Source organism: Tahibacter aquaticus, assembly GCF_004363655.1.
In the GTDB taxonomy this organism is placed as follows: domain Bacteria; phylum Pseudomonadota; class Gammaproteobacteria; order Xanthomonadales; family Rhodanobacteraceae; genus Tahibacter; species Tahibacter aquaticus.
Window position 1 is genome coordinate 247,410 of sequence record NZ_SNZH01000005.1, and the last position, 25,849, is coordinate 273,258.

General features: G+C 66.6%; 18 protein-coding genes and 1 pseudogene. 9 read left to right on the forward strand and 10 right to left on the reverse strand.

All coding sequences use genetic code 11. The features are described from left to right. Positions 1–122 precede the first annotated feature (122 nt). Positions 123–2,546 carry a PAS domain S-box protein gene (locus tag DFR29_RS10210; protein WP_133818486.1) on the forward strand — a complete coding sequence of 808 codons (2,424 nt, stop codon included), beginning with the start codon at positions 123–125 and terminating at the stop codon, positions 2,544–2,546. 162 nt (positions 2,547–2,708) lie between these two features. Here the strand turns inward: DFR29_RS10210 and DFR29_RS10215 are convergent, their stop codons facing one another. The 5 genes and pseudogenes from DFR29_RS10215 to DFR29_RS10235 form a co-directional block, all read right to left on the reverse strand. Further along, a complete protein-coding gene (locus DFR29_RS10215) occupies positions 2,709–3,845 on the reverse strand; it encodes a hybrid sensor histidine kinase/response regulator (RefSeq protein WP_133818487.1) in 1,137 nt (378 codons plus the stop codon). Further along, positions 3,842–4,432, reverse strand: coding sequence for a chemotaxis protein CheB (locus tag DFR29_RS10220; protein ID WP_133818488.1), 591 nt, complete (start codon positions 4,430–4,432; stop codon positions 3,842–3,844). Before DFR29_RS10220 ends, DFR29_RS10215 begins: the two co-directional genes overlap by 4 nt. After that, entirely contained in the window at positions 4,429–5,283 is an 855-nt protein-coding gene (locus DFR29_RS10225; RefSeq protein WP_243746008.1) for a CheR family methyltransferase, read from the reverse strand. The genes DFR29_RS10220 and DFR29_RS10225 overlap by 4 nt, the downstream gene beginning before the upstream one ends. Continuing rightward, the gene (locus DFR29_RS10230; RefSeq protein WP_133818489.1) at positions 5,268–8,708 is read right to left on the reverse strand and encodes a response regulator; all 3,441 of its coding nucleotides are present in this window, start codon (positions 8,706–8,708) and stop codon (positions 5,268–5,270) included. The genes DFR29_RS10225 and DFR29_RS10230 overlap by 16 nt, the downstream gene beginning before the upstream one ends. Before the next feature lie 196 nt (positions 8,709–8,904). Next, positions 8,905–9,240, reverse strand: a pseudogene (locus DFR29_RS10235) (KGG domain-containing protein); the annotation flags it as partial. Positions 9,241–10,628: 1,388 nt separating this feature from the next. Here DFR29_RS10235 and DFR29_RS10240 point away from each other — a divergent pair. From DFR29_RS10240 to DFR29_RS10255, 4 genes are all read left to right on the forward strand, one after another. Beyond that, positions 10,629–11,966, forward strand: coding sequence for a sigma-54-dependent transcriptional regulator (locus DFR29_RS10240; RefSeq protein ID WP_243746013.1), 1,338 nt, complete (start codon positions 10,629–10,631; stop codon positions 11,964–11,966). A 273-nt stretch (positions 11,967–12,239) separates the two neighbouring features. Next, positions 12,240–12,857 (forward strand): GIY-YIG nuclease family protein, encoded by a 618-nt coding sequence (locus tag DFR29_RS10245; RefSeq protein WP_133818492.1) that lies wholly within the window; start codon positions 12,240–12,242, stop codon positions 12,855–12,857. 147 nt (positions 12,858–13,004) lie between these two features. Further along, positions 13,005–13,586 carry a DUF4142 domain-containing protein gene (locus tag DFR29_RS10250; RefSeq protein WP_133818493.1) on the forward strand — a complete coding sequence of 194 codons (582 nt, stop codon included), beginning with the start codon at positions 13,005–13,007 and terminating at the stop codon, positions 13,584–13,586. A gap of 88 nt (positions 13,587–13,674) precedes the next feature. Further along, positions 13,675–14,550 (forward strand): BON domain-containing protein, encoded by an 876-nt coding sequence (locus DFR29_RS10255; RefSeq protein WP_133818494.1) that lies wholly within the window; start codon positions 13,675–13,677, stop codon positions 14,548–14,550. 135 nt (positions 14,551–14,685) lie between these two features. Here the strand turns inward: DFR29_RS10255 and DFR29_RS10260 are convergent, their stop codons facing one another. The 5 genes from DFR29_RS10260 to otsB are packed head-to-tail and all read right to left on the reverse strand — an operon-like array spanning position 14,686 to position 19,680. Further along, positions 14,686–15,627, reverse strand: coding sequence for a lysylphosphatidylglycerol synthase transmembrane domain-containing protein (locus DFR29_RS10260; protein WP_166654003.1), 942 nt, complete (start codon positions 15,625–15,627; stop codon positions 14,686–14,688). Continuing rightward, entirely contained in the window at positions 15,611–16,831 is a 1,221-nt protein-coding gene (gene clsB / locus DFR29_RS10265; RefSeq protein WP_133818496.1) for a cardiolipin synthase ClsB, read from the reverse strand. The genes DFR29_RS10260 and clsB overlap by 17 nt, the downstream gene beginning before the upstream one ends. Then, on the reverse strand, positions 16,828–17,631 hold the full coding sequence (locus tag DFR29_RS10270; RefSeq protein WP_133818497.1) for an endonuclease/exonuclease/phosphatase family protein: 804 nt from the start codon (positions 17,629–17,631) through the stop codon (positions 16,828–16,830). The genes clsB and DFR29_RS10270 overlap by 4 nt, the downstream gene beginning before the upstream one ends. Continuing rightward, the gene (locus DFR29_RS10275) at positions 17,628–18,941 is read right to left on the reverse strand and encodes a mechanosensitive ion channel family protein (RefSeq protein ID WP_166654004.1); all 1,314 of its coding nucleotides are present in this window, start codon (positions 18,939–18,941) and stop codon (positions 17,628–17,630) included. The genes DFR29_RS10270 and DFR29_RS10275 overlap by 4 nt, the downstream gene beginning before the upstream one ends. Then, positions 18,928–19,680: a trehalose-phosphatase gene (gene otsB / locus DFR29_RS10280; RefSeq protein ID WP_166654005.1), complete on the reverse strand. Its 753-nt coding sequence runs from the start codon at positions 19,678–19,680 to the stop codon at positions 18,928–18,930. The genes DFR29_RS10275 and otsB overlap by 14 nt, the downstream gene beginning before the upstream one ends. 195 nt (positions 19,681–19,875) lie before the next feature. Between otsB and DFR29_RS10285 the strand changes: the two genes are divergently transcribed. From DFR29_RS10285 to DFR29_RS10300, 4 genes are all read left to right on the forward strand, one after another. Continuing rightward, on the forward strand, positions 19,876–21,354 hold the full coding sequence (locus tag DFR29_RS10285; protein WP_341829850.1) for an alpha,alpha-trehalose-phosphate synthase (UDP-forming): 1,479 nt from the start codon (positions 19,876–19,878) through the stop codon (positions 21,352–21,354). Further along, a complete protein-coding gene (gene treS / locus DFR29_RS29640) occupies positions 21,354–24,587 on the forward strand; it encodes a maltose alpha-D-glucosyltransferase (protein WP_133818500.1) in 3,234 nt (1,077 codons plus the stop codon). Before DFR29_RS10285 ends, treS begins: the two co-directional genes overlap by 1 nt. 39 nt (positions 24,588–24,626) lie before the next feature. Then, the gene (locus tag DFR29_RS10295; protein WP_133818501.1) at positions 24,627–24,830 is read left to right on the forward strand and encodes a hypothetical protein; all 204 of its coding nucleotides are present in this window, start codon (positions 24,627–24,629) and stop codon (positions 24,828–24,830) included. Between the two features lie 249 nt (positions 24,831–25,079). After that, a complete protein-coding gene (locus DFR29_RS10300; protein ID WP_133818502.1) occupies positions 25,080–25,808 on the forward strand; it encodes a TetR/AcrR family transcriptional regulator in 729 nt (242 codons plus the stop codon). The last annotated feature ends 41 nt before the right edge of the window (positions 25,809–25,849 follow it).

Genomic DNA, 25,849 nt, shown 5'->3' on the forward strand with positions numbered 1-25,849 from the left:
GGCTGTTCTGCTGCAACCGCTACCGCCGTGCGATGTTTTGACACAATCGGCCGTGCTCGTCGCATGCCGGTGTTGGCTAGAATGGCACAGCATAAAAAAGGAGCGCGGCGGGTTCCGCGAGCATGCACAAAGGCGTCGACATCGGCCTGATCGGCACTGCCCCCGGCATTCGCCAGATCGCCGCCGCATTGGCGGACGCCGCCAACGCGCGCGTGCTCGGCCTGGGCGATCTCGACAACGCCCTGCAGGCGCTGGAAGCCCTGTCCTGCGACCTGCTGCTGGTGGAAGCGACCGACCCTGCCCTGCCCGCCTACGCGCAGCTGCGCGCAGTCGCGCCGGACTCGGCCTGGATAGCGCTGGACCGCGTCGATGCAATCGGACGCGTGCCCGCCTGGATGGCACTGGGTGCGGCTGCCTGCCTGGCGCTGGATCGCCTCGATGCCGAACTTTTGCAGCGCAGCATCGCCCAGGTGCTGGCCGGCCGCGCCACGACCGCCGCACTGAATGCCCAGCGCGACGACCTGCTCGTCCTGTTCGAGCGCACGCCGCTGCCGATGTGGGTGTTCGACACGGTCACCCTGCGCTTCCTCGCGGTGAACGACGCGGCGATCCGGGCTTATGGCTACCGCCACGAGGAATTCCAGCGCCTGAGCCTGTACGACCTGCGCGATCCCGAAGAGCACGCGGCGCTGGAACTGGCCTTGAGCCAGCCGCTGCCGGTGCAGGCATCTGCCTCGCTGGTACGCCATCGCGCCGCCGACGGGCGCCCCATCCTGGTCGAGATCAGCGCACAGGAACTGCGCTATGGCGGGCGCCCGGCGCGGCTGGAAATGGCACGCGACGTCACCGCCCAGCGCCAGGCGATACGTTCCATCGAAGCCAGCGAGCGACGCTTCCGCGACCTGTTCGAGCAAAGCCTGGGACTGATCTGCACCCACGACATGGACGGCCTGCTGCTGTCGGTGAACCCCGCCGCCGCCAACGCGCTGGGCTATCGCGTGGCGGAACTGGTGGGACGTTCCATGCTCGGCATCATTCCCGAGACCATGCAGGCACATTTCCACACTTATCTCAAACGCATCGCACGCAACGAGGCCGACTCCGGCCTGTTCTACGTGCAGCATCGCGACGGCGAGCAGCGCATCTGGGAATACAACAACCGCGTGCTGCGCGACGAGGACGGCCAGCCGTTCGTGATGGGGCATTCGCTCGATATCACCGAGCACCGCCTGTACGAACACCGCCTGCGCGAGCAGCAGGCTGAACTGGAAGCGGTCAACGACGGCTCGCCAATGGGTCTGTTCCGCGCCAGCCTGGGCGGTGCCTGGAACTACGCCAACCGCGCCTTCGAACGCATGGCCGGCCTGCGCAGCGACGAAGCACGCGGCCACGACTGGCTGCGCGCGGTGCATCCGGACGACCGCGCCCGCGTCACGGCCGACTGGCAGGCCGCGGTACAGCACCGCCAGCGCTTCCAGTCGCGCCTGCGCTTTCGCCACGACAGCAACCACACCGTCTGGGTAGCCATGCAGGCCGCGCCGCTGGTTGTCGAAGGCGAAATCACCGGCTATGCCGGCAGCATCGAGGACATCAGCGCACGCCACCTGGCCGAAGAGCAGCTGCGCCGCAACGAGCAGCGCCTGCGCACCATCACCGACGCGCTGCCGGCAATGATCGCCTACGTCGATGCCGCACAGCGCTACCAGTTCGCCAACGTCGCCTACGAACAGGCCTATGCCGGCGCGCGCAGCCTGGTCGGGCGGCACGCGCGCCAGGTGCTGGGCGAAGACACCTACCTGCGCCGGCAGCCGCATATCGAGCAGGCCCTGCACGGCGTACGCGTTACCTTCGAGGACGAGGACGAACGCGAAGACGGCAGCTACGTCTGCCTGGAGTTGACCTATATCCCGCAGTGGGACGAGGAACGCCGCCAGGTGCTGGGCGTGCACGTGATGGCACAGGACATCACCCGGCAAAAAGTGGAAGAAAAGCGCTGGATACAGGCGGCCGAGCGCGACAGCCTGACCGGCCTGTCCAATCGTGCCGGCTTCCTGGTCCGGCTGGAACGCGCGCTGGCGCGCAGCCGCGACCAGCGTTCGCTGCTGGTGGTGCTGTATCTGGACATCGACCGTTTCAAGCAGATCAACGACAGCCACGGCCATGCCGTCGGCGACGAAGTGCTGCGCATCTTCGCCCAGCGCCTGGGCACCGTGCTGCGGCCCTCCGACGTGATCGCTCGCCTGGGCGGCGACGAGTTCACCGTGATCATCGAAGGCATGCGCCGTTCGCAATATGCCTCGGCCGCAGCAGCCAAGATCGTCGCGGCGATGCGCAAGCCGTTCCTGCTGGAGGTGCAGGGGCTCAGCCTGTCGGTCAGCACCAGCGTCGGCGTCGCCCTGGCCCAGAACGAAGCACAGCTCAGCGTGGCGCAGCTGCTGGAACGTGCCGACGGCGCCCTGTACGAAGCGAAATCGGCCGGCCGCGACGGCTACCGCGTGCGCGCCGGCGACAATGCGGAAATGCAGAAAAAGCCGACGTCCGGGTAAGCCGCCGGCGCACCACGACGTCGGCGCATCGTATCAACAGCGAATCCGCACCAACGCAATTCGTCTACTTATCGTCGCCCTGGCGCTGCTACACCTGCTCATCGCGCCGAGTCCTCCGGCGAAATCCGGCCGGAATCTATTGGGGAGTTACGAGACAGGACATCAGACCTCGCCTTCCAGCTGGCTGCCCGGCGCGAAGCGTGGCAGGCGCAATTCGAATACGCTGCGGCCGTCCTGGTTGCGGGCGTGGATGTCGCCCGCATGCGCGTCGACGATCTGCTTGACGATGTACAGGCCCAGGCCCAGTCCTTCGCCGCGGGCGCGGTAACGTCCGTCGCGGAACGGCGTGAACAGCGCCGGCAGGGCTTCGTCGGGAATGGTGCCGCTGCTGCTCACACGAATGGTGACGCTGTCCTCTGCCTGGCCCAGCAAAACCAGTTCGATGGTCGAGTCGCGCTCGCCGTGTTCCACCGCATTGCCGATCAGGTTGTTCAGCACCTGCTCGATGCGGTCCGAATCCCAATGGCCGCGCAGGTTGCCGGAAATCTCCAGCTGCAAGTCGCGCCGCGGCGCCATCACGTCGCGCTCGGCCTTGATCCGCGTGGCGACGATGCCGAGATCGGTATCGGTAGGACTGATCGCGATGCCGCCGGCCAGACGCGCCCGCGCCAGGTCGAGCAGATCGGCAATCATGCGGTTCATGCGCCAGCCGGTCTGCACGATCAGGTCGGCGCTGTTGCGCGTGGAGGCATCGTTGGAGCGCTGCAGAATGGAACCGGCAAAGATCATCGCGCTGAGCGGATTGCGCAGGTCGTGGCCAAGCACCGCAACGAACATCTCGTTCAACTGCAGGGTGCGCGTGCGCTGTTCCAGTTCGTAGGCCAGCTGGCGCTTCTGCCGGTGCAGCTGGAAGAACACCTCGGCCTTGCTGCGCAGCACGAACGGTTCGATCGGCTTGCCGAGGAAATCGACTGCGCCGGAGCCGTAGCCCTTGAACTGGCGGCGCGCATCGCTCAGCCCCGCGGTAAGGAAAATGATCGGCACATGCCGCGTGCGTTCGCTGCCGCGCATGAATTCGGCCAGTTCGAAGCCGTCCATCTGCGGCATCTGCACATCGAGCAGCGCCAGCGCCACGTCGTGGGCCAGCAGCAGCTCCAGCGCCTCGGCGCCGGAGCGCGCCAGCAACAACTCCACATCTGGACCTTGCAACAAAGCAGCAAGCGCCAGCAGGTTCTCTTCCAGGTCGTCGACCAGGAGGCATTTGACGCGCTCGCGCGCCAGCGTTTCGGGGCGGCTCATGGTTGTGCCTGCGTGGGCAGTGACTGGAACAGGGTCATGATTTCATCCAACGTCAGTACGTAATCGGCGGAAATGCGCTGCAGCGCCGATGCCGGCATGTTCGGCATGCGTGCGCTGGCGGGTTGCTGTACCACGGCCAGGCCGCCTTCGCGCTGGATCGCAGCGAGGCCTTCGGCGCCGTCGCCGCCGGCACCGGTCAGGATCAGGCCCAGCGCATGCTCTGCGTAGACCGCGGCGACGGACTCGAACAGCACAGTGACGGACGGGCGGGAAAACTCCACCGGATCGTCCATGGACAGGGCCAGCTGCGGTCCCCGGTCGATCAGCAGGTGGTAGCTGGGCGGGGCGAAGTAGATGCTGCCGGGAACGACCGCGTCCTTGTCCATCACCTCGCGCACGCGCAGCGCGCACAGCGGCGCGAAAATCTCGCCGAGCAGGCTTTCGCGTTCGCGCGGCAGGTGGAGCACCACGAATACCGCTACCGGCAGCCCCGCCGGCAAGGCTGGCAGCACGTGCTTGAGCGCTTCCACGCCGCCGAACGAGGCGCCGATGGCGATGGCGTCGATACGCCGGCCAGGCCAGCTCACAGGCCACCGGTCTTCTGGTAGATGCGGTCTTCCCGCACGAATTCGGCGAACGCATCGGCATGGCTGGAGAAACGCAGCGACTCGCGCAGGCCGATGCCGAGAAAACCGCGCCGGCACAGCGCTTCGTAGAACAGATCCAGCGCCCGGCTCTGCAGCGCACGATCGAAATAGATCAGCACATTGCGGCAGGACACCAGCTGCATCTCGGCGAACACGCTGTCGGTGGCCAGGCTGTGGTCGGAGAAAACGATGTGCTTGCGCAGGCTTTTGTCGAGGATGATGCGGTCGTAAGCGGCCGAGTAATAGTCCGACAGCGAGCTGCGGCCGCCGCTGCGGCGATGGTTGCTGGTGAAATCCGGCACCTTGGCCACGTCGTAGATACCCGCCTCGGCCCGGCGCAGCGCGTTCGGGTTGATGTCGGTGGCGTAGATGAGGCTGCGGTCGAGCAGACCTTCCTCGCGCAGCAGGATGGCCATGGAATAGGCCTCTTCACCGGTGCTGCAGCCGGCGATCCAGATTTTCAGCGACGGATAGGTGCGCAGCAGCGGGACCACTTTCTCGCGCAGGGCAAGGAAATAGCTGGGGTCGCGAAACATGTCGCTGACCTGCACGGTGAGGTATTCCAGCAGCTCGCCGAAGATTTCCGATTCGTGCAGCACGCGTCCCTGCAGTTGCGACAGCGAGGTGCAGCCGAAGCGCTGCATCGCCACCTGCAGGCGCCGGCGCAGGCTGGCGCGGGCGTAGCTGCGGAAGTCGTAGTGATAGCTGTGGTAGATCGCCTCGACCAGCAGTTCCAGTTCCAGGTCCTGGGCGGATTCCATGCGCGCCTCGTCCTTCAACGGGGCATCCATACACGCACCAACGAAATCAGCCGGTCCACGTCCAGCGGCTTGGCGATGTAGTCATTGGCGCCGGCGGCCAGGCATTTTTCCTGGTCGTCCTTCATCGCCTTGGCGGTCAGCGCGATGATCGGCAGTTTGCGCCATTCGGCGCGACGGCGGATTTCCCGCATCGCCGTGAAGCCGTCCATCTCGGGCATCATGATGTCCATCAGTACCAGGTCGATCGCGTCATCCGGCGAGGCGGCAGCCTTGTTCAGCGCTTCCAGCGCCTCGCGTCCGTTGCGTGCGATCTCGATCTTGGCGCCCTTGGGCTCCAGCACGCTGGACACGGCGAAGATATTGCGCACGTCGTCCTCGACCACCAGGATGCGGCGGCCTTCCAGCACGGCGTCGCGGTCGCGCGCCGCCTTGAGCATGCGCTGCCGGTCGGGCGGCAAGGTCGATTCCATCTGGTGCAGGAACAGGGTGACCTCGTCGAGCAGGCGTTCGGGCGAGCGTGCATCTTTGATAATGATAGATCTGGAAAAACGTCGCAGCGACTGTTCCTCGTTGCGATTCAGCGCGCGGCCGGTATAGACGATCACCGGCGGAAACGCCACTTCGTCGCGCTCGGCCATTTTTTCCAGCAGCGCATAGCCGCTCATGTCGGGCAGGTTGAGGTCGAGCACCATGCAGTCGAAGGTGGTCGACTGCAGCGCCAGCAGTGCCGCTCCGGCCGAATCCACGCCAACGATCTCCACGTCGTCGGCAGCGAGCAGCAGGCGGATGCTGTCCAGCTGCACTGGGTTGTCTTCCACCACCAGCACGTTACGCACACGCGCCGCACCCTTGGCTTCCATCTGGCGCAGCGCCTCGACCAGCTGCGCGCGCAACACCGGCTTGACGGCATAGCCGACCGCGCCGCGTTCCAGCGCCTGTTTCGAATAATCGGCAACCGACAGTACGTGTACCGGAATATGCCGCGTGCGCGAATCGCTCTTGAGCTGGTCGAGCACGCCCAGTCCGGACTGGTCGGGCAGGTTGATGTCGAGCAGGATCGCAAGCGGACGGAAGCGCGTCGCCGCGGCCAGGCCGTCGCCGGCCAGCTGGGTGACTACACAGGCAAAGCCCATTTCCCGCGCGACGTCGCGCAGCACTTCGGCGAAATGCGGATCGTCTTCGATCACCAGCACGCAGCGGCCGCCCTCGCTGATGCGTTCGCGGTCGTCCTCGATGGCCGATGGCGCCAGCGGCAGCTCGCGGGCCGCGCGCCGCGGCGGTTCCTCGGCCGGCAGGATCGGGCGCACAGGCGCAGCGGTTCCGCGCTCGGCTTCGGCCGGGTTCAAGGGCAAGGTAAGCTGAAAAATGCTGCCCTTGCCCGGCGTGCTGCGCACGGCGATGTCGCCGCCGAGCAGGCGCGCCAGGTCGCGCGAGATCGACAGGCCCAGGCCGGTGCCGCCATATTTGCGATGCATGCTGCCGTCGGCCTGGCGGAACGCCTCGAAGATCACGTCCTGCTGTGCTTCGGCGATGCCGATGCCAGTGTCCTGCACGATGAACTGGATATGCCCCGCGTCGTCGACCGAAACACGCAGGCCGACTTCGCCGCGCTCGGTGAACTTCAGCGCATTCGACAACAGGTTGCGCAGTACCTGGCCCAGGCGCAGCGGGTCGGTGAACAGCTCGGTCGGCGTGCCGATCTCGATGTCGCAGCTGAACTTGAGACCTTTTTCCTCCGCCACCGGGCGGAACGAGCGCGTCAGCGCATCGGTCGCGGCGGCAATGTTCACCGCTTCGCGATTCAGCTCGACCTTGCCCGACTCGATCTTGGCCAGATCGAGGATGTCGTTGATGATGGACAGCAGATCCTTGCCGGCGGAACTGATGGTTTCGGCAAACTTGACCTGTTCCGGCGTCAAGGTGCCGGGCTTGTTGTCGGCCAGCAGCCTGGCCAGGATCAGGGTGGAATTCAGCGGCGTGCGCAGTTCGTGGCTCATGTTGGCCAGGAACTCGCTCTTGTAGCTGTTGACCCGTTCCAGTTCGGCGGCCTTCTCGATCAGCACCACCTGGGATCGCGCCAGCTCGTCGCGCTGGTGTTCCAGCTGCTGGGCAAATTCCTCCAGCTGCGAATTACTCTGTTCCAGCTCGGCCTGCTGATTTTCCAGCTGGGTGCGCGAGGCGCGCAGCGCGCTGCCCTGCTCTTCCAGCTCCTCGTTGTTGACGCGCAGTTCTTCCTGCTGGGTCTGCAGTTCTTCCGCCTGCTGCTGGGTTTCCTCCAGCAGTTCCTGCACGCGCGCCCGGTCCTTGGCCGTGCGCAGCACGACGCCGAACAGTTCGGACACGCGTCGCAGGAATTCGATTTCCGCCGCCTTCACGCGGCGGAAAAACCCCAGCTCGATGATGCCGTGGACGCGGCCGTCGACCACCGCCGGCAGGATCAGCAACTCAACCGCATCGGCCTGGCCGCTGCCCGAACCAATGGTCAGGTAGCCGGCCGGCACGTCGCGCACATGCAGCAGGCGCTGGTCCTTGCTGGCCTGGGCGATCAGGCCTTCGTCGGCGCGCCGCTCGGCGGCAGCGCTGTTACCGCTGGTGGCATGCGCGGAGACCAGTTCGAGGCGATTGCCTCCCTGCGTCACATAAATCAATCCTACCGGCGCTTCAAGGTAGCGCGAGACGAAATTCAGTGCATTGTCGCCGAGGGATTGCAGCGACTGTTCGCCGAGCAGGCTTTCACCGAAGCCTGCATGGCCGTTGCGCAGCCAGGCTTCGGTCTCGCGCGCATGGTAGTCGCGCGAAGTCATGTAGGCAGCCAGCAGGATCAGCGCAAACAGCAAGCCCGAGCCGGCCAGCGAAACGAACATCGAGCGATCGGCGGCGCTTTTCCATTGGCGCTGCTGCTCGGCCAGCACTGGCGCCAGCGCCTGCTCGATCTCGTCGGCGGCGGCGCGCAGGCGGTCCATGGTGATGCGGCCGCGGTCGGACCTGACCAGACTCATGGCGCTTTCGAGGTTGCCGGCTTCGCGCAGGGCGATGGTTTCGCCGAGTTCGTCGAGCTTTTCTCCGGCCAATTGGGCCAGCGTCTCGACACGCCCCTTGTTCTGCAGATCGTCGGCCGGCAATTGCCGGCGCAGCTTGTCCAGCTCGCTAGCCAGGCCGGCCCGGGCCAGGGTGAACGGCATCAGATAGTTGGCATCGCCGGTCAGCAGGTACCCGCGCTGGCCGGTTTCTGCGTCCTTGAGCGTGGACACGACCTGGCGCAACTGCTCCAGAAGCGCCCCTGTGGCGGCGGCCCGCTCGGAGGTGACCGTGCGATTTGCCAGCGACGCGTAGGAGAACCATGCAATCAGCACTACCGCCAGCACGGCGACGACGTAGCCGATGCCCACATTCAGCGGCAGAAAACCCAGCGAGCGCAGGCCGCGCAGATCTTCCGGCTTGTTGGATGAATTCATGTATGCCCCTGTCGCCCGAACCGACACGATAACGCCCGGCGCGAAAATACGTAAGCGCTTGAATACAAAACTTAAGCAAGCGCGAAAGGGGCCATAGCCGACGTGATGGCGGCGTGACGAAACGGTTGCAACGGGCAGCACCTGCGCCACAGTGCGCAGGTGCTGCCCGTTGGGCAGGGGACGTCAGGCCTGCTGCCTATTCCTCGCGCCGGCCGGGGGCTCCGATACGCGATGTGCTGCTGTCGCTGGCGACCGTGTCGCGGCGTGTACCGCTGCCGCTGTCGTCGTCTTCGGTTTCACTGCGCAGGCGGCGCTGGGCCGCGCCGCGCGCTTCGCCGCCGCGCCGGCCGATGGCGGCCATGTGTTCGCGGTTCTGGCTTACGGCTTCGCCGCCCTTGCGGCCGGCTTCGCGCGCCTCTTCCGAAGTGAATTCATGCGCCGTACCCCGCGCATGGGCAGCACGGCCGCCTTCGCTGGCGATGGCGCGCTGCCGGTTCTCGTCCATGGACGCGAATCCGCGCCGGCTGGTACCGCTGGGGCTGGCGCTGCCGGGACGGCTGGCGGAAGCCTGGCGTTCCTCGTCGGTGCGGTCGTTGGAGTCCTGGGTTTGCGGATTGCGCTGATCGTCGTTGGGATTCATTGCTCTCTCCATTGATATCTTCCGTCTTCGCTGCACCGCCCTAGTCTTGGTCGCGACAGAAGATCGATTTGCCGGGCGGCAGGTCAGCTACCGCAATGACCGTGCCAGCCGCGCTCTGCAGCAGACCTGGCGAATATTTCACTCCCTGCTAACGCCTGGGCCTACCGTCGCTTCCAGTCTCTGCAATAGAACGCGAAGGCAATGTGGAGGCCGTCAAAAGAAATGTGGCGCGATTCGCCGATTGTGACTGGCGACACACGGCGTCACACTTTTGTACGCAGCCCGCTGCAGAAACACCAGCGGCATCATGCGCGGAATTGCAGAATTCCCCCGCTGTAAAAATTTCATAAAGTGTCGTAGGGCCCGTGGCCATGTCGTTCGCAAATCGGCGCTTCGCTTCGGCCGCATCGAAAACCGGCCGGCAGTTCATCTGACCGGCGCGCACAAAAGCGAAGAACCGCCGTCACCGCGATCTTGGCTGCGCATCCTGCCGCGCGGCGCACTGCCGGCAGAACCGACAGCGCCAAAGTCTGCTCGATGCGCGACTGCTGCCGACCGCACACAGGCGGGGGCCTTTTGCAGCGCTTCTCCGGCACGAGCCACTGTCATCGCGCCGATACCGGTGTGGCATAGCGCCGACTGCACAGCACTGCCGCATTGTTCCAACAATGGCACACTCACAATACGCCGCCATCATTTTTGACCTGCGCCATACCCACGCGTAGCCGTTTTTGCGCTAAATAAGAACGCAAGAATCGATACCGGAAACGGTACCCGCCGCGATGGAGTCTGCATGCACACCTGCCACACTATCGAAATCACCAGGGCGACGCCGTGGTGTATCTATCGACTGCACGCCGCATCGCAGCCCTGATCGCGAGCCACCCGATACTCATGACGCTGCGCTCTAGCGCAAATTCCCCTTTTTGGTGCCGCTGAAAAAATGCCTGCCAAAGCGTCGGCTGCTTGTTTTGTGCACAGCGTGCGACGTTCTGCGCGCAAAGCGGTCGCAGTGGTCGCCTGCCTACCCCATCGCAGACGGGTCTGTATTTTGCCTCGATCGGCGCATCGGGACTGGCCTGGCGCCGGGTAGCAGCCCGAACGGAACAGGAAATTCATCTGCCATGGCGTGGGCTGTTGAGCGCTAGCACAGCAAAAAGTTATCGGACAGCAAATACGCCTGTATTTTTTTCACGCTTGATTTGGGGTTCGTGAAAATTATGATCACCGCAAGGGAAGTGTTACCGGATTGCAAACTGGTGGAGGTTTTACCTGTGCGGATGTCGTCCAACCCGTCGTTGCTCATCGTTGACGATGACATCAGTTTCGTACGTGCCGCCGCGGAAATCGCCCGCAGCATTTCCTACGACATCACTGTCGCCGGCACGGTCCAGCAAGGGGAAATCTGGCTCAAGCGCGAAACCTTCGATCTGGCCGTGATTGATCTGTCCCTGCCCGACGGTTCCGGCCTGGAACTGGTACGTGCCTGCACCAGATCCGGCACCGACGTTGTTCTCGTCACCGGCTACCCCAGCGTCGAAACAGCGGTCGAGGCGATACGTACCTCGCTGCTGGACTACCTGGTCAAGCCGATAGAACCGGCACGTTACCGCGCACTGCTCGAAAGCGTGGCCAAGCGCCGCAGCTTGCCGCCGCCGGTTGCCGAACAGGGCTGGCACGGCCTGATCGGCGCGTCGCAGGCACTGGGCATGATGATCACGCAGATCCGCCGCGTCGCGCCGACCGATGCATCGGTGCTGATTCAGGGCGAAAGCGGCACCGGCAAGGAAATCGTGGCGCGGGCAATCCACGCGGAAAGCCTGCGCACTGGCGCCTTTGTCGCGGTCAATTGCGGTGCGATGGAATCCGAACAACTGGCCAGCCAGCTGTTCGGCAGCGAAAGCAGCGACAGCGGCGAGGGCCACGGCATGCTGCCCGGCTATTTCGAGCAGGCCGCCGGCGGCACTTTGTTTCTCGACGAAATCGGCGAAATGCCGATGCTGCTGCAAGGCCAGCTGATGCGCGCGCTGGAAAGCGGTGTCATTCGTCGCAATGGCGGTCGCAGCGACATCGGCATCAACGTCCGCGTGATCGCCGCCACGCACTATCGCACCGATCGCGGTCACGGCAGCGGGCAATTGCGCGACGACCTGTTCTACCGCATCGGCGAATTCCCCATTGCCATTCCGCCGCTGCGCGAACGTTCCGACGACATCGTGCCGCTGGCCAACCTGTTCCTGTCGCATCTCAACCAGCGTCACGGCGGGCGCAAGTCCTTCACCGGCACTGCGTTGGAGCAATTGCGGCGTTTTTCCTGGCCCGGCAACGTGCGCGAACTGCGCAACGCGGTCAGCCGCGCCTACATCATGGCCGGCAGCGACACCATCGCCGATCCGCTGGGACAGATCCGCATCACCACGCCGCTGGAAGAAACCCCGAGCACGCTGACCATTGCCGTCGGCACCACGTTCGAGGAAGTCGAACGGCGCATGCTGATGAAGACCCTGGAGTTCTTCGGCAACGACAAGACCAAGGCCGCCCGTGCCCTGGGTGTCAGCGTCAAGACCATCTACAACCACCTGGCCAAGTATCAGCAGAATCCCGCGCAAACCGGCTGATCTCCTGCGCTGGCGCCGGGAGATCGCCCCTGCGGCGCCTGGGTCGCCACGGTCGCAAACCGTGTGGCGAATTTGCTGCGCTCGTCGGCGCACTACCGGAGCACACCCCGCTTTCGTAGGGTGCGATGAGCACAGCGAATTGCACCGCGAGGGGCGTCGATCGCTTCCGTCGCAAAAAAATAGCGATGCAATAAGCACCTCGGCGCGTGCCCCGGCAGACATCGTCATTTCCGTTCCGCTAGCATCGCCACACCCCAACTCCCCTGCCCTGCGATGGAAGCCGAGCCCAGTCCCGCCTTCCCGCTGACCTCGACCGCCAGCCAGGCCACCGCGTTTCTGTATGTACTGCCCTGCCATGGGGAAGACCTGCTTAAGCTGGGCCATTCGCGCAATCCGCTGGCGCGCATGCAGTCGCTGCATCCCCGCTTCTACGAGTTCTTCGACACCGAGCACGCTTTCGCCGTGGAAACCGAGACCGTGCGCGAGGCACGGGCGCTGGAAACGCGATTGGCACGACAGCTGCGCGAGCACCGTGCGCCGGCACCGCTGACGGTCAATGCGGGCGCCGGCGGTCATACCGAGTGGTACCGCGGCGCCTATGCCACGCTGGAGGACGCAGCCGGCGAACTGCACGACCACGGCCATGTGCTGCACCGCCCCTTGCACGACTGGCTGCGCCAGCGCCTGTCCGCTCACGCCGAACTGCTGTTCAGCTGGACCGGGCTGCTGACGCCGCTGCAACTGCAGCAGCGTGGCACGGCGGCGCGCGCCAGCCTGGCACAGCGACGGGTCGCCGACGTGCTCGACGCCTATGTGGCGCTGCAGCTGGATCTGACGCGCTGGCTGCCGCAGCCGGTACTGGACTGGCACCGCGCCGCCAGCCTGCGTTGAAGCCCTCGCGCCGGCACCGCAGGGCGGGCTGGTCGGTATACAAGTTTCCATTGGCATAGCGATTGCTGCGTGCAGGGAATACTGCGTGTTCTGCTCGGCAATGCGATTCGCCAGCGACACCGTCCCTCGCACCACCAGGAGATCGCCATGCGTACAACACGGATTGCCGCGACCGTCGTTCTTACCCTCGCCGTCTGCAGCGCCGCCAGTGCGCAGAATCCCGCCAAAACACTCGACCCGCCCACGACACCGGCAGGCGCGCCGCAGCCGTCACCTGGCGACAGCGAGGCATTGAGCACGCTGAGTGCCGTCAACGAGCACGAAATCGCCAGTGCCGAAATCGCCCAGGGCAAGGCGCTCGGCAACGCGACACGGGAATACGCGCGCATGCTGCAGAAAGACCACAACGCCAACCTGGCCAAGGTGAAAGAACTCAGCCAGACCACGCGCACGCCGCTGGCCGAGAGCGCTGCGGTCAAGGCGATGAAGGACAGCTCCGCTGCCGAACGCGAGCAGCTCGGCAGGCTCGACGGCAAGGCATTCGAGAGCGCCTATCTGCAGGCCATGATCGACGGCCATGCCAAGGTGCTGTCGACCATCGACCAGAAGCTGCTGCCGGCCGCCACCGATGCCGCCATCGCCACGCATCTGCGTAATACCCGCGAAAGCGTGAACCGGCATCTGAGCCAGGCCAGGAAGCTCAAGAGCGAACTGCCCAGCGGCGCGTGATCGGCCTTGCCCGCGCGCGCCAGCCGGTGCAGGCCGAGAGGCAACGATCCGTTCCGTCCGATCCCGACCACTCCGCAACGAGGTCCGCATGAACCGCCACCGTAACGATCCACCTCTGCGCAGCCAGCGCGATGCATCTTCCCATCCGGGCTACGGCACAGCCGATGAGGCGGGTACGTTGCACGACCGCCATGCCCGTGGCGACGACGAATTCGGCGCCCGCCCGCCTCGCGCCGGCAGCGCCTGGGACCGCCCGCGCCATGCTGCCGACGCGGACGACTACCACTATCCGCCGCAGGCACCAGACCGTTACGGCCGCGCACAAGCGCCGCGCAGCCATGCCGGCGTGCAGCACGGCGCCTACGGCCGCTACGACGAAGACGATGCCCTGCCGCGCAGCATGCATGCCGCCGCGCGCGAGGAGTCGGGCTGGGGCTATGGCGACTATGACGCAGAGCGCGGCCTTGGCGGCAACGGCCGCCGCGACTGGCCGGGCGGCAGCCAGTCCTATGCGCAACCCGACCGCCAGCGCGGCGACTATCGCGCGCATTTCGGCCACGAGCGCGGCCATGGCCACGACTTCGGCTACATCGGAAGCGGTCTCGAAACCCAGTCGCAGGGGCCATCGCCGCGGCAGTCCGGCTACGCCGAAGCACAAGGCGATGCCCGCCACGGCAGCGGTGCCTACGGCCGCCCGCGTGGCCGGCCCGGCGAAGATTTCCGCGGCCGCGGCCCCAAGGGCTATGTGCGCTCGGACGAACGGGTGCGCGAAGACGTCAGCCAACTGCTCAGCGACGATCCGCATGTCGACGCTAGCGATATCGACGTAGTCGTGCAGAACGGCAAGGTCACCTTGAGCGGCCAGGTCAGCGAACGCTGGGCCAAGCATCGCGTGGAAGACCTGTGCGAGCACTGCGCCGGCGTGGTCGAGATCGACAATCGCATTGGTGTAAAGCGCAATTGAAGCAGTAGGCGGCACCCGGTTCGACACCGGGTGCCGCCGCTTGCGCAGCTCGCGGGGCAACCCCCGATAGCCACGCAAACAGCAGGCAACCACTGTCGAGCGGGAAATCCGCTCTCGGCGTAGCCGGCGATTGCGTCAATCCACCTTGCGCCACCGCCCCATCAGCAGCAGGCCAGCTCCCGCCAGACTCAGCGGCAAAAGGTAATACGCTGCACGGTATACCAGTACACCGGCGACCAGCCGATGCGGGTCGCCGCCTGCCAGGCTCTTGACCAGCACATAGTCAAGCACGCCCCAGCCGCCGGGTACGTGCGTCGCCGCGCCGGCCACCGCGGCGACCAGCAGGCTGCCCAGGGATTCGGCGTAGCCCGCCTGATCGCCCAGGGCGAGATTCAGCAAGGCCCCCATCAGCGCCCAGTTCGACGCGGCCACACCAACCTGGGCCGCCGCTACCGGCCAGGGCGGAAAGCGGAAGACATGACCGCGCAGCCGCCACGTCTTGCGCGCGAAGCAGGCGCGGAAATACAGCGCCAGCACGGCGATCGCCGCCAGGCTGATCGCCCAGGCCAGCCCTGCTCCGGTCCAGCGCGCCAGCGCGCGTTCCGAACCCCACAGCGGCATCGACGTCAGCAGCAGCAGAAAGCCCATCCAGTTCGACGCCATGCTCAAGGCGATCAGGCGCGACACATCGGCCACGGCCACACCGTGCTGGCCGTAAAGGCGGTAGCGCATTGCCGCGGCACCGACCAGGCTGCCGAGATTCAGATTGCAGGCATAGCTGGTCATGGCGATCAGCCAGACGCGCCAACGCGGCAAGGCCAGGCCGAGGCTGGCCGCGCCGATCACATCGAGCAGGCCGTATACCGCATAGCTGGTCAGCGCCACCCCGGCGATCAGCGCAATACTGCGCCAGGAACGGCGCTGCAAGGCCTCGCGCACGGCGTTCCAGTCGGTCTCGTGGGCAATATTCCACAACAGCCAGGCGGTCAGCGCCGCGAAAGCCAGCCACAGCAGGCGCAGGCCCCAGCGCTGCCAGCCCGGCCGCGGCGGCGCGGCGGCACTATCGATGGCTGCCATGGCCGTCCATCGCCTGTGCATCATTGCCAGCTACCGGCTCTATTCGCGGCCGCGACGCAGGAATGCGTGCGGCCCAGCGTGGAAAATGGCGCAGGAAATGGAAGATCGCCACGCCGCTGACGACACGCCAGAAAGTACGCCGCGGCACGCGCGAGGCATCGATGCGATGACAGCCTTCGTCGATCAGGCGGCGCAGGCGCTCGCGCAAGATCTGTCCAAAGCCCTCGTCGTCGATCAGCACATTGGCCTCCAGGTTCAGCGACAGGCTCAAGGGATCGAGATTGCTCGAACCGACCGTAGCCCAGCGCCCGTCGATCACCGCGACTTTGGCGTGCAGCGGCCGCTCGCGGAATTCGCAGACACAGACACCGGCAGGCACCAGGTAATGGTAGAGCCAGCGTGCGACCACGGTGACGATGGGTAGATCCGGATTGCCCTGTACGACGATGCTGACCGCGACGCCGCGCCGTGCCGCATTGCGCAGATCGCGCAGCAGGCGGTAGCCCGGAAAGAAATAGGCATTGGCGATCAGGATTTCCCGCTGCGCGGCGCGGATGGCGATGCGGTATTCGCGCTCGATGTCGGTGGGATGGCGGTGGTTGTCGCGCGTGACGAAACGCACCGGCACGCCGTCGCGCAACGGTTGCGCTGCCGTCTCGCCCTGGCGCCGCTCGCGCCGCGTCTGCGGCGGATGCGCGGCACTGTAGGAACGGATGGCGAACTGGGCGATCTGCTCGACCACGGGTCCATGCAGTTCCACAGCAAAATCGAGCAGCGACTTGGGCCCGGCACTGAGCATCTGGTCGACGCAGAAATTGATGCCGCCGACGAAAGCAATGCAGCCATCGACCAGCAGGATCTTGCGATGCAGGCGCCGGAACAGGTTAACCCGCATGCCGAACAGGCGCCGCCGCGGCGCATAGATATGCAGGCGCACGCCGGCCTGGGCCAGGCTGGCGCGATAGTCCTCGCTCAAGGGCTCGGAACCAAAGCCGTCAGCGAGAATGTCGATCTCCACGCCGCGCGCCGCTGCCGCCAGCAGCACCGCCTGTAACTGCCGGCCGACGTCGTCGTCGGCCAGGATGAAGGTTTCCAGATAGATGCGTGTCTGCGCCGCGGCAATCGCTTCGAATACGCGCGGAAAGAATTCCTCGCCGTTTTCGAACAGCTTCACGCGATTGCCATCCGACCAGCCCGGCCTCACGGCTTCACCTCGGCCAGCAGCGGCAGATGATCGGACAGGTGTGGCCAGGGCAAGGCCGACAGCACACAGGCCGACTGCACCTGCAGGCCGCGCACGTAAATGCGGTCCAGCGGCAGCAGCGGCCAGCGCGCCGGAAACGTGCGCGGCGGCGATACGCCGGTGCGGGCAAAGGCCGACTGCAGCCCCGGCGCACCCAGTGCTGCATCGGCACGGCCGCGCCAGTCATTGAAATCGCCGGCGACGACAAGCGGCTCGTCGGCCGGAATCTGCTGCGCCAGCTCGCTCAGCAATCGCAGCTGGCGCAGCCGGTGCGCCTCCCGCAGGCCCAGGTGCACGCAGATCGCGTGCAGGCGGCCCCACTGCGGCAGCTCCAGCACGCAATGCAGCAGGCCGCGCGGCTCCGGTCCCGGCAGCGAAATATCGTGGTTGCGTTCGCTGATTATGGGAAAACGCGACAACAGCGCATTGCCGTGATGGCCATGCGGATATACCGCATTGCGGCCGTAGGCAAATTGCGGCCACAAGGTATCGGCGAGAAATTCGTAGTGCGGCCCGGCCGCCTCGCCTGCACCGCGGCGGCTGTCGGCGCCGCTGACTTCCTGCAGGAAGACGATGTCCGCAGCGCTGGTGCGCACCGCGTCGCGCAGCTCGCCCAGCATGAAGCGGCGGTTCCACGGCGCGAGACCTTTGTGCGTGTTGATGGTCAGCACACGCACGGTGCTGGGCTGGGGCAAGGGCACGCCGTCATTGGCGGCCACATCCTCGCCGGACAACAGCGGCAGGGCGGCGGCGGTATTCATCGGCGCTCCCGGTTGCGATCCTGCTTGAGCAGATCCTGCTCGCCCAGTTCGCGCCGCGCCTCGGCAACGGCGTCGGCCACTGCCGCATCGGGCCTGGCCGCTGCCGGTGCGGTCGTTTCGCCCGCGCCGGGACGCGGCTTCGGCGAAGCGCTCGCCGCCGGTACCGGCTTGCCCGCCAGCGGCCTGGCGGCCGTCGCGCCATCGTTGCTCGCCACCAGGCGCATGGTCGGCGGACTGAAATCGACGCCCAGCCCTTTCAGATGCGCCCGCGCACGCCGCAAGGCCTCGCTGCGCGCCGCGCCGAAATTGCCCTGGCGCTGGTCGACCCAGGCGAGGAACTGCACGCGGATCTCCTCCCGCGTCGCTTCCATCAGCTGCACCGACGGCGCCGGCTCGGCCAATACGTCCGGCGTGTCCTTCACCGCCTGCAGGCCTTCGCGCATGACCACGCCCAGGTCCGCGCCCGGTTCCACCGACAGCACGAAGTCGAAACGGCGCCGGCCGTTGCTGGTGTAGTTGATCATCACTGCCTTGAACACCAGCGCATTGGGCAGGCTGAGCTGGTTGCCGTCGTAGGTCATCAGCAAGGTGGCGCGGGAATTCATGCCGACTACCACGCCCTGGTGGCCGTCGATGGACACGTTGTCGTCCGGCGCAAACGGCCGGCGCAGGCTCAGCAGCACGCCGGCAATGTAATTTTCCAGAAGATCGCGAAAGGCAAAACCCAGCGCGATGCCTGCTACGCCGGCGGAACCGAGCAAGGCCGCGGCCAGGGTCATCGCATCCATCACCTCCAGCGCAAACAGCACGCCGAAGATCGCGCCGGCCAGGCGTATCGCCTGGCGGATCAGCTCGCCCACGAACGGATTGCTGCGTGCGCGCCGTCCTACCCAGGCACGCTGCGAAAGCCAGCGGCCGGCCCGCCAGCATGCCCAGATCACGAAGATCGCCACCAGCAGCAGCGGCGCCGAACCGACGATGCGCGACAGCTTCTGCGCGCTCACACGCAAGGTGGGAATGATGCGTTCCAGCGTGCTGGTACTCACCTCGATGCGATTGACGACCTGGCCGCCGTCGTTGTTCGCCTGGGCGATCTTCTCGGCCAGTTCGCGATCCGCCTCGCGCACGACCTTGCCTTCGAGGATCAGCACCTTGCCGTAGCGCTGCGATTCGACCCGGTCGAGGCCTGGCACTTCCTTCAGCACCGTCTCCGCGGTGGCCGTCCTGGCCGCTGTCTGCGCCAGCAGCGGACTGCTGCAACTCAGCGCCAGCAGCAGCGCGGCGAAGCCACTGCGCTCAAGCCAGCGCATAGGGTTCTCCTTCGGCCAGCTGCCGCAGCCAGCGATCCACCGCGCGCGCATCGGCCAGCTGAAATGCCGCCGCTGCGGAAATGCGCGGACCGACCGCAACAGCGAAGCCGCCCAGAGCGGATGCCGCGGTGAACATGTCTTCGTCGGTCACGTCGTCGCCGACCGCCACCGGGATACGGCCGGTAAACGGCGCCCGCTGCATCAGCCGCCACAGGGCCGAGCCCTTGTCGCTGAAACGCGTGGTGAATTCAAACACCAGGTGCCCGTCGAGCAGCCGCATCTGATCCAGCGTGTGGCCGAGTGGCAGCAGTGCCTTTCTCAAGCAGTCTGCACGGTCCCGGGCATGCCGATAGTGCAATGCGCACGAGCTGGGCTTTCGTTCCACCCAGGTGCCGGGCTCCTCCGCACTGAGTTTGTGCAGGGCCATTTCCGCTGCGACGAGTTGCGCCTGGAACGCGTTGTCGCGCAACTCGTCGGCGCGGCTGCCGTGCTCGCCGACGCGCCACAGCGGCAGCGCACCGAGGATGCGTTCCAGGTCAGCACTGCTGCGTCCGCTCACTATGCACAGCGCACCGTCCAGCAACGTGCTCAGGCGTGTCAGCAAGGCATGCTGCGCGGGGTCCAGCGCTACCTGGGCGGGATCGTCCCGATAAGCGCACACCGTGCCGTCGAGATCGAGGAACAGCGCCCAGCTTCTGTCGCCAGGCAGTCGGGTCGGCGGCGCTGGCAGTGCAGCCATGCTCGCGTAATCGTCGGGTCGTGCAGAAACGGAAATTGCCGGGTGTTTCGCCAACATTGCGCATCCTTCGCCAAGGAACAGAGGCGGCGCCGCTTGCGCTCGCCGCTGTTGCGGACGAGTGCAGAAGCTGTGCCACAGTCCGCCATGGCACGCCACTTGCTCCGCTCTGCAGCGACTGCGGTTCAAGGAAGGCTGATGGAAGCAATGACGATGTATCGCGACGACGCACCCGCGCCCGACGAGAATTACGCCAGCGGCAGCGGCCGGCTTATCGTCGTGTCCAATCGCGTGATGCGGCCCGGCGCGACCCAGGCCGGCGGACTGGCACAAGCCGTGCTCTGCCTGCTGCAGCACCGCGGCGGCAGCTGGATGGGCTGGAGCGGCGACATTTCCAACGACGACGCCGTGGCGGCGAGCCAGGATGGGCCTATCCGCTACGTCACCTGGGATCTGTCGCGGCAGGACTACGACGCCTATTATGCGGAATATGCCAATCGTACACTTTGGCCACTTTTACATGGCCGCACCGACCTCATGGCGTTCGAGCGTGCCGCGCTGCAAGGCTACCTGCGGGTCAACGAACGCTTCGCCGAACGCATAGCGCGAGAGGCCGGCCCCGACGACATCGTCTGGATCCACGACTACCACCTGATTCCGCTGGCTTCGCTGCTGCGCGCCCGCGGCCTGCGCAACCGCATCGGCTTTTTCCTGCACACGCCGCTGCCGGCGCCGCGCACCCTGGTCACCTTGCCGCAGCATCGCGCCATGCTCGGCCTGCTGTCCGCCTGCGACCTGATCGGCCTGCAGACCAGCAACGATGCACGCGCGATGCAGAACTACCTGATCGGCGAACTCGACGCCGTCGAAGAAAGCGACGGACTGCGCCTGCCCGGCGGCGAATTCACCCGCGTGCGGGTCTTTCCCATCGGCATCGATCCGCCCGCCCTGGCCGAAATGGCGCGCAGCGCGGAAAACGCACCGGAAACCCAGCAGCTGCGCAGCAGTCTGGGCCGCAGCAACCTGCTGATCGGCGTGGACCGGCTCGACTACTCCAAGGGCCTGCCGCAGCGCCTGCGCGCGTTTCGCCACTTGCTCGGCAACAACCCGCAGCTGTCGGGCAAGGCCACCTTTCTGCAGGTGACGCCGGAATCGCGCCGCGAAGTCAGCGAATACCGCCAGCTCAGCCGCGAGGTGCAGCGCCTGGTCGGCGACATCAACGGCCATCATGCAGCGCCGGCCTGGACGCCGGTGCGCTACGTCAATCGCGGCTACCCACATGGCGTGCTGGCCGGTTTCTACCGTCTTGCCCGCGTCTGCCTGGTGACGCCGCTGCGCGACGGCATGAACCTGGTCGCCAAGGAGTTCCTCGCCTGCCAGAACGGGCTCGATCCCGGCGTGCTGGTGCTGTCGGAATTCGCCGGCGCCGCCGAGGAACTGGGCGACGTGGCCCTGATCGTCAACCCGTTCGATACCGAAGGCTGCTCGCGCGCGATGGCGCGCGCACTGGGCATGCCGCTGGAGGAACGCAGCGAGCGCTGGCGCGCCGGCATGCAGGTGCTGGAGCGCGGCAATATCCGCGCCTGGTGCGCCCAGTTCCTCGACACGCTGGCCCTACCGCCGCCAGCCGCGGCAATACCGGACGGCCTGGCCGCCACCGCACCGGTGGCTCCGTGATGGCCGACGCCAGCACGGCACCGGCCGCCGTACAGCGCCGCCTGGACGACTGGTACAAGGAAGCGGTCATCTACCAGATCCACGTCAAGTCGTTCTGCGACAGCAACGGCGACGGCATCGGCGATTTTCCCGGCCTGCTGTCCAAGCTCGACTACATCATCTCGCTGGGCGTGGACACCTTGTGGCTGCTGCCCTACTACCCGTCGCCGCGGCGCGACGACGGCTACGACGTGGCCGACTATTTCGACGTACATCCCGACTACGGCACGCTGGACGACCTGCGCCGCTTCCTCGACGCGGCGCATGCGCGCGGCCTGCGCGTGATCGGCGACCTGGTGCTCAACCACACCGCCTCGGTACACCCCTGGTTCGAGCGTGCGCGCCGTGCGCCGCGCGGCTCGCCGGAGCACGAGTTCTACGTCTGGTCCGACACCGACCAGGCCTATGCCGGTACGCGCATCATTTTTCCGGATGTGGAGAAATCCAACTGGAGCTGGGATCCGGTCGCCGGCCGCTACTACTTCCACCGCTTCTACGCGCACCAGCCTGACCTCAACTTCGACAATCCGCTGGTTCTGCAGGCCATGCTCGACGTGCTGCGCTTCTGGCTGGACCTGGGCCTGGACGGCTTCCGCCTCGACGCGGTGGCCTACCTGGTCGAGCGCGAAGGCAGCAGCAACGAAAACCTGCCGGAAACGCATGCGGTACTGCGCCGCCTGCGCGCGGAAATCGACGCCCACTACCCCGACCGCATGCTGCTGGCCGAAGCCAACCAGTGGCCGGAAGACATGCTGGAATACTTCGGCCGCGACGACGAATGCCACATGGCCTTCCACTTTCCGCTGATGCCGCGCATGTACATGGCGATCGCGCAGGAAGACCGTTTCCCGGTCAGCGACATCCTGCGCCAGACCCCACCGACGCCCGCCTCGTCGCAATGGGCGATCTTCCTGCGCAACCACGATGAGCTGACCCTGGAAATGGTCAGTGACGCCGAACGCGACTACCTGTGGAATACCTATGCCGCCGACCCGCGCGCGCGCCTCAACCTCGGCATCCGCCGCCGCCTGGCGCCGCTGCTGCAGCGCGACCGCCGCCGCATCGAACTGATGACGGCGCTGCTGCTGACCCTGCCCGGCACGCCCGTGCTGTACTACGGCGACGAGATCGGCATGGGTGACAACGTACACCTGGGCGACCGCGACGGCGTGCGCACGCCAATGCAATGGTCGACCGACCGCAACGGCGGTTTTTCCCGCGCCGACGCACAATCGCTGGTATTGCCGGTGATCAACGATCCGCTGTACGGCTATGCCGCAGTCAACGTGGAAGCACAGGAGTCCGATCCGCACTCGCTGCTGCACTGGAACCGCCGCGTGCTGGCCGTACGCCGCCGCTACGGCGCGCTGTTCGGCCGCGGCGAACTGCGTTTTCTGTATCCGCGCAACCGCAAGGTGCTGGCCTATCTGCGCGAATGGCAGGGCGTCTCGTTGCTCTGCGTGGCCAACTTCGGCCGCACCTTGCAGGCGGTGGAACTGGATCTGGCCGAATTCGCCACCCGCGTCCCCATCGACGTGGTCGGCGCCTCGGCCCTGCCGGCCATAGGCAGCACGGCCTACATGCTGACCTTGCCGCCCTATGGCTTCATGACGCTGGAACTGGCCGGGCGCGAACGCCTGCCCGACTGGTATGCGCCCGAGCCCGAGCCGCTGCCGGAACTGACCACCCTGGTCTTGCGCCATGGCCTGGCACAAGACCTGGACCAGCTGCACCGCCAGCGCCTGGAAGACGACCTGCTGCCGGCCTGGCTGCAGCGGCGCGGCTGGCCGGCAGATGCGCAGAAGTTGCATCTGGGACAAATCATTGCTGCCACACCCGGCGGCGGCGATGCCGTTCTGGTGGAAGTGAACGATGCCGCCGGCCGCTGCCGCCTGCTGCCGCTGGCGGTGGCCTGGGAAGGCGGCCAGGCCGACCGCACGGCGCAAGGCCTGGCGCTGGCGCGGATTCGCCGCGGCGCCCAGGTCGGCCATCTCAGCGATGGCCTGGCGGTGCGCGAACTGCTGGAAGCCTGGCGCGATGCCTGGGCCAGCCAGGCCGGGTGGACGCAGGACGGTACGACCCTGCGCTTCGTGCGCGAAGCCGGCGTCGAGGCCATGCCTGCGCCGCGCGGGCGCGAACTGCAGTCCGGCGGCGTTGCCCAGGGCTTGCAGCGCGTGCGCCTGGACGCCTCGCTGGCGGTCACGCTGGCGCGCAACGACGCGGCCGCACTGCAGGCGCCGCTGCAGATTGCCCGCGCGCTGCGCGCAGCCGGCTACACCGGGGCGGCGCCGCTGCTCGGCGTGGCCAGCCGCGAACGCGACGGCACCACCGAGGTGTTTGCGCTGGCGCACGAATGGCCGGCCAACCAGGGCGATGCGCAGGAGTGGAGCCTGGATTTCCTGCGCCGCAGCCTGCACGAATACCGCGCCACGGGCAGCGAGCGCCAGCGCCAGCTGATCCAGACCATCCGCCCGTTCGCCCATGTGCTCGGCACGCGCCTGGGCGAGCTGCATGGCGTGCTTTCTGCCAATGTGGACGGCAACCAGATCCTGGGCAGCGTCTGGCTGCGCCAGCTGCTCAGCGACACCTTGCGTGGCTTCCGCCAGCAGCAGGCCCAGCTGCGCGACATGCTGGGCCTGAGCAGCGAACAGTTGGTCGCCTGCGCGCGGCGCATCCGCAACCTGGACGAATCGCTGGCCGGTGCCGACGCCGGCCTGGCCCAGCCAGTACACGGCCACCTGTCGCTGGCCCAGGTACTGCTGGTTTCCGGCGATCTTTGCTTTGTGGATTTTGCCGAACCCGATCCGGTACTGCGCCTGGAGCACGGCCACAGCGGCTGCCGCCTGGCCGACCTGGCGGCGCTGCTGCATGCGATCGACCACACCAGCGCCATCGTCGCCAGCGAATTCCACGCCGACGACCGCTTCGCACTGGATTTCACCCGCGCCTTCCGCGACCAGGCCCGCGAAGCCTTGCTGGCCGCCTATTTCCTCGCCTGCCCGGGCAGCGCCGAACCGGCCGAACCACGCCGCCGCCGTCATCTGCTGCGCCTGCTGCAGACCTGGCACGCGGTGCGCGAGCTGGCCCAGGCGCGTCAGCGCGAGTCGCTGCAGGTGGCCTGGACGGCGTTGCGCGACGCGCTGAACCTGGGCACGCGGTCGCTACTGGCTTCCCGCGCCAGCGTGCTGCAATGAATTCCGCCGCTTCCCTGATAGCCGCAACGGAGATGCTCCATGGCCACCACACCTGCACGCCCCCGCGATGCGAAAGACCCGCCGCAACCGGGCACCAACCCGGTCGCCGAACCCAGCGATAAGAAACAACAGCGCCAACGCCGCGCCGACGAAAACCTGGACAAATCCCTGCGCGAGACATTTCCCGCCAGCGACCCGATCTCGCCCTTCGTGCCGGCCGTGCCGCGCGAACGCAAGAACTGAGCGGCGGCGTAGTCGAAGCAGCGGCGCGGCACCGCCGAGCCGCCGCATCGCCGCGTCAGCCACGCACCGAAAAGCCGGCACGCAACAACGCCGCCGCCAGCCCGCGCACCCGCGCGCCAGACCTGCGCTACGCGATTGCCGCGGCCCAAGGCAGCGCAAGCGGCGCTTGCCTGGCACCGAAGCCGGCGGCAACCGCATCACGGTCTTGTGCCGCTGCCAGCCGGCGGCATCGCATGGCACTATCCGCGCATGCCCAGTCCTCCCCGCCCACCGCGCGCCACGGCCGCGCGCAAAAGCGCCGCCAGCAAGCCGGCGCTGAGCCGCGAGCGCGTGATCGAGGCCGCGCTCGCGGAAATCGACGAGCGCGGCGTGGCCGCGTTCAATCTGCGCAACCTGGCCGAACGCCTGGCCGTCTACCCCACCGCGGTGTATTGGCATGTGCCGAACAAGACCGCGATCCTGGCCGAAGTCGTCGCCGTCGTGTTTCGCGACGTCGCGCCGCAGCAGCGCAAGAACGACGACTGGCGTAGCTATCTGCGCCGCCTGTTCCAGCGTTATCGCGAATCAGCGCGGCGGCATCCGAATGTGGCACCGCTGGTGGCCGCCCATCTGGTCGGCAATCTGCGTATCGATTTCGATTTCGTCGAAGGCGTACTCGCTGCGCTGAGCGCGGCAGGCCTGGCCGGCGCACGCCTGGTGGCCGGCTACAACGCCGTCGTGGCGGCGCTGATCGGCTTCGTCATCCAGGAATTCTCGCCGCTGCCCGAGGCCGACACCGAGCAATGGCAGTCGGCGGTGCAGCAGCGCCTGCTCGGCGTGGATCCCGCTGCCCATCCGGTACTCGCCGCCAACCTGCCATTGCTGGCCAACAAGGCCTTCATCCTGCGCTGGCAGAACGGCAGCGAGGCACCGCTGGACGATTCGTATGCCTCCTTCGTCGAGCAGGTGCTGGCCGGGCTGGAAAGCCTGCGCGAGTAAGCGTCCACGCGGCAAGCACCGTCGCGGCCCTTGTACAGCGT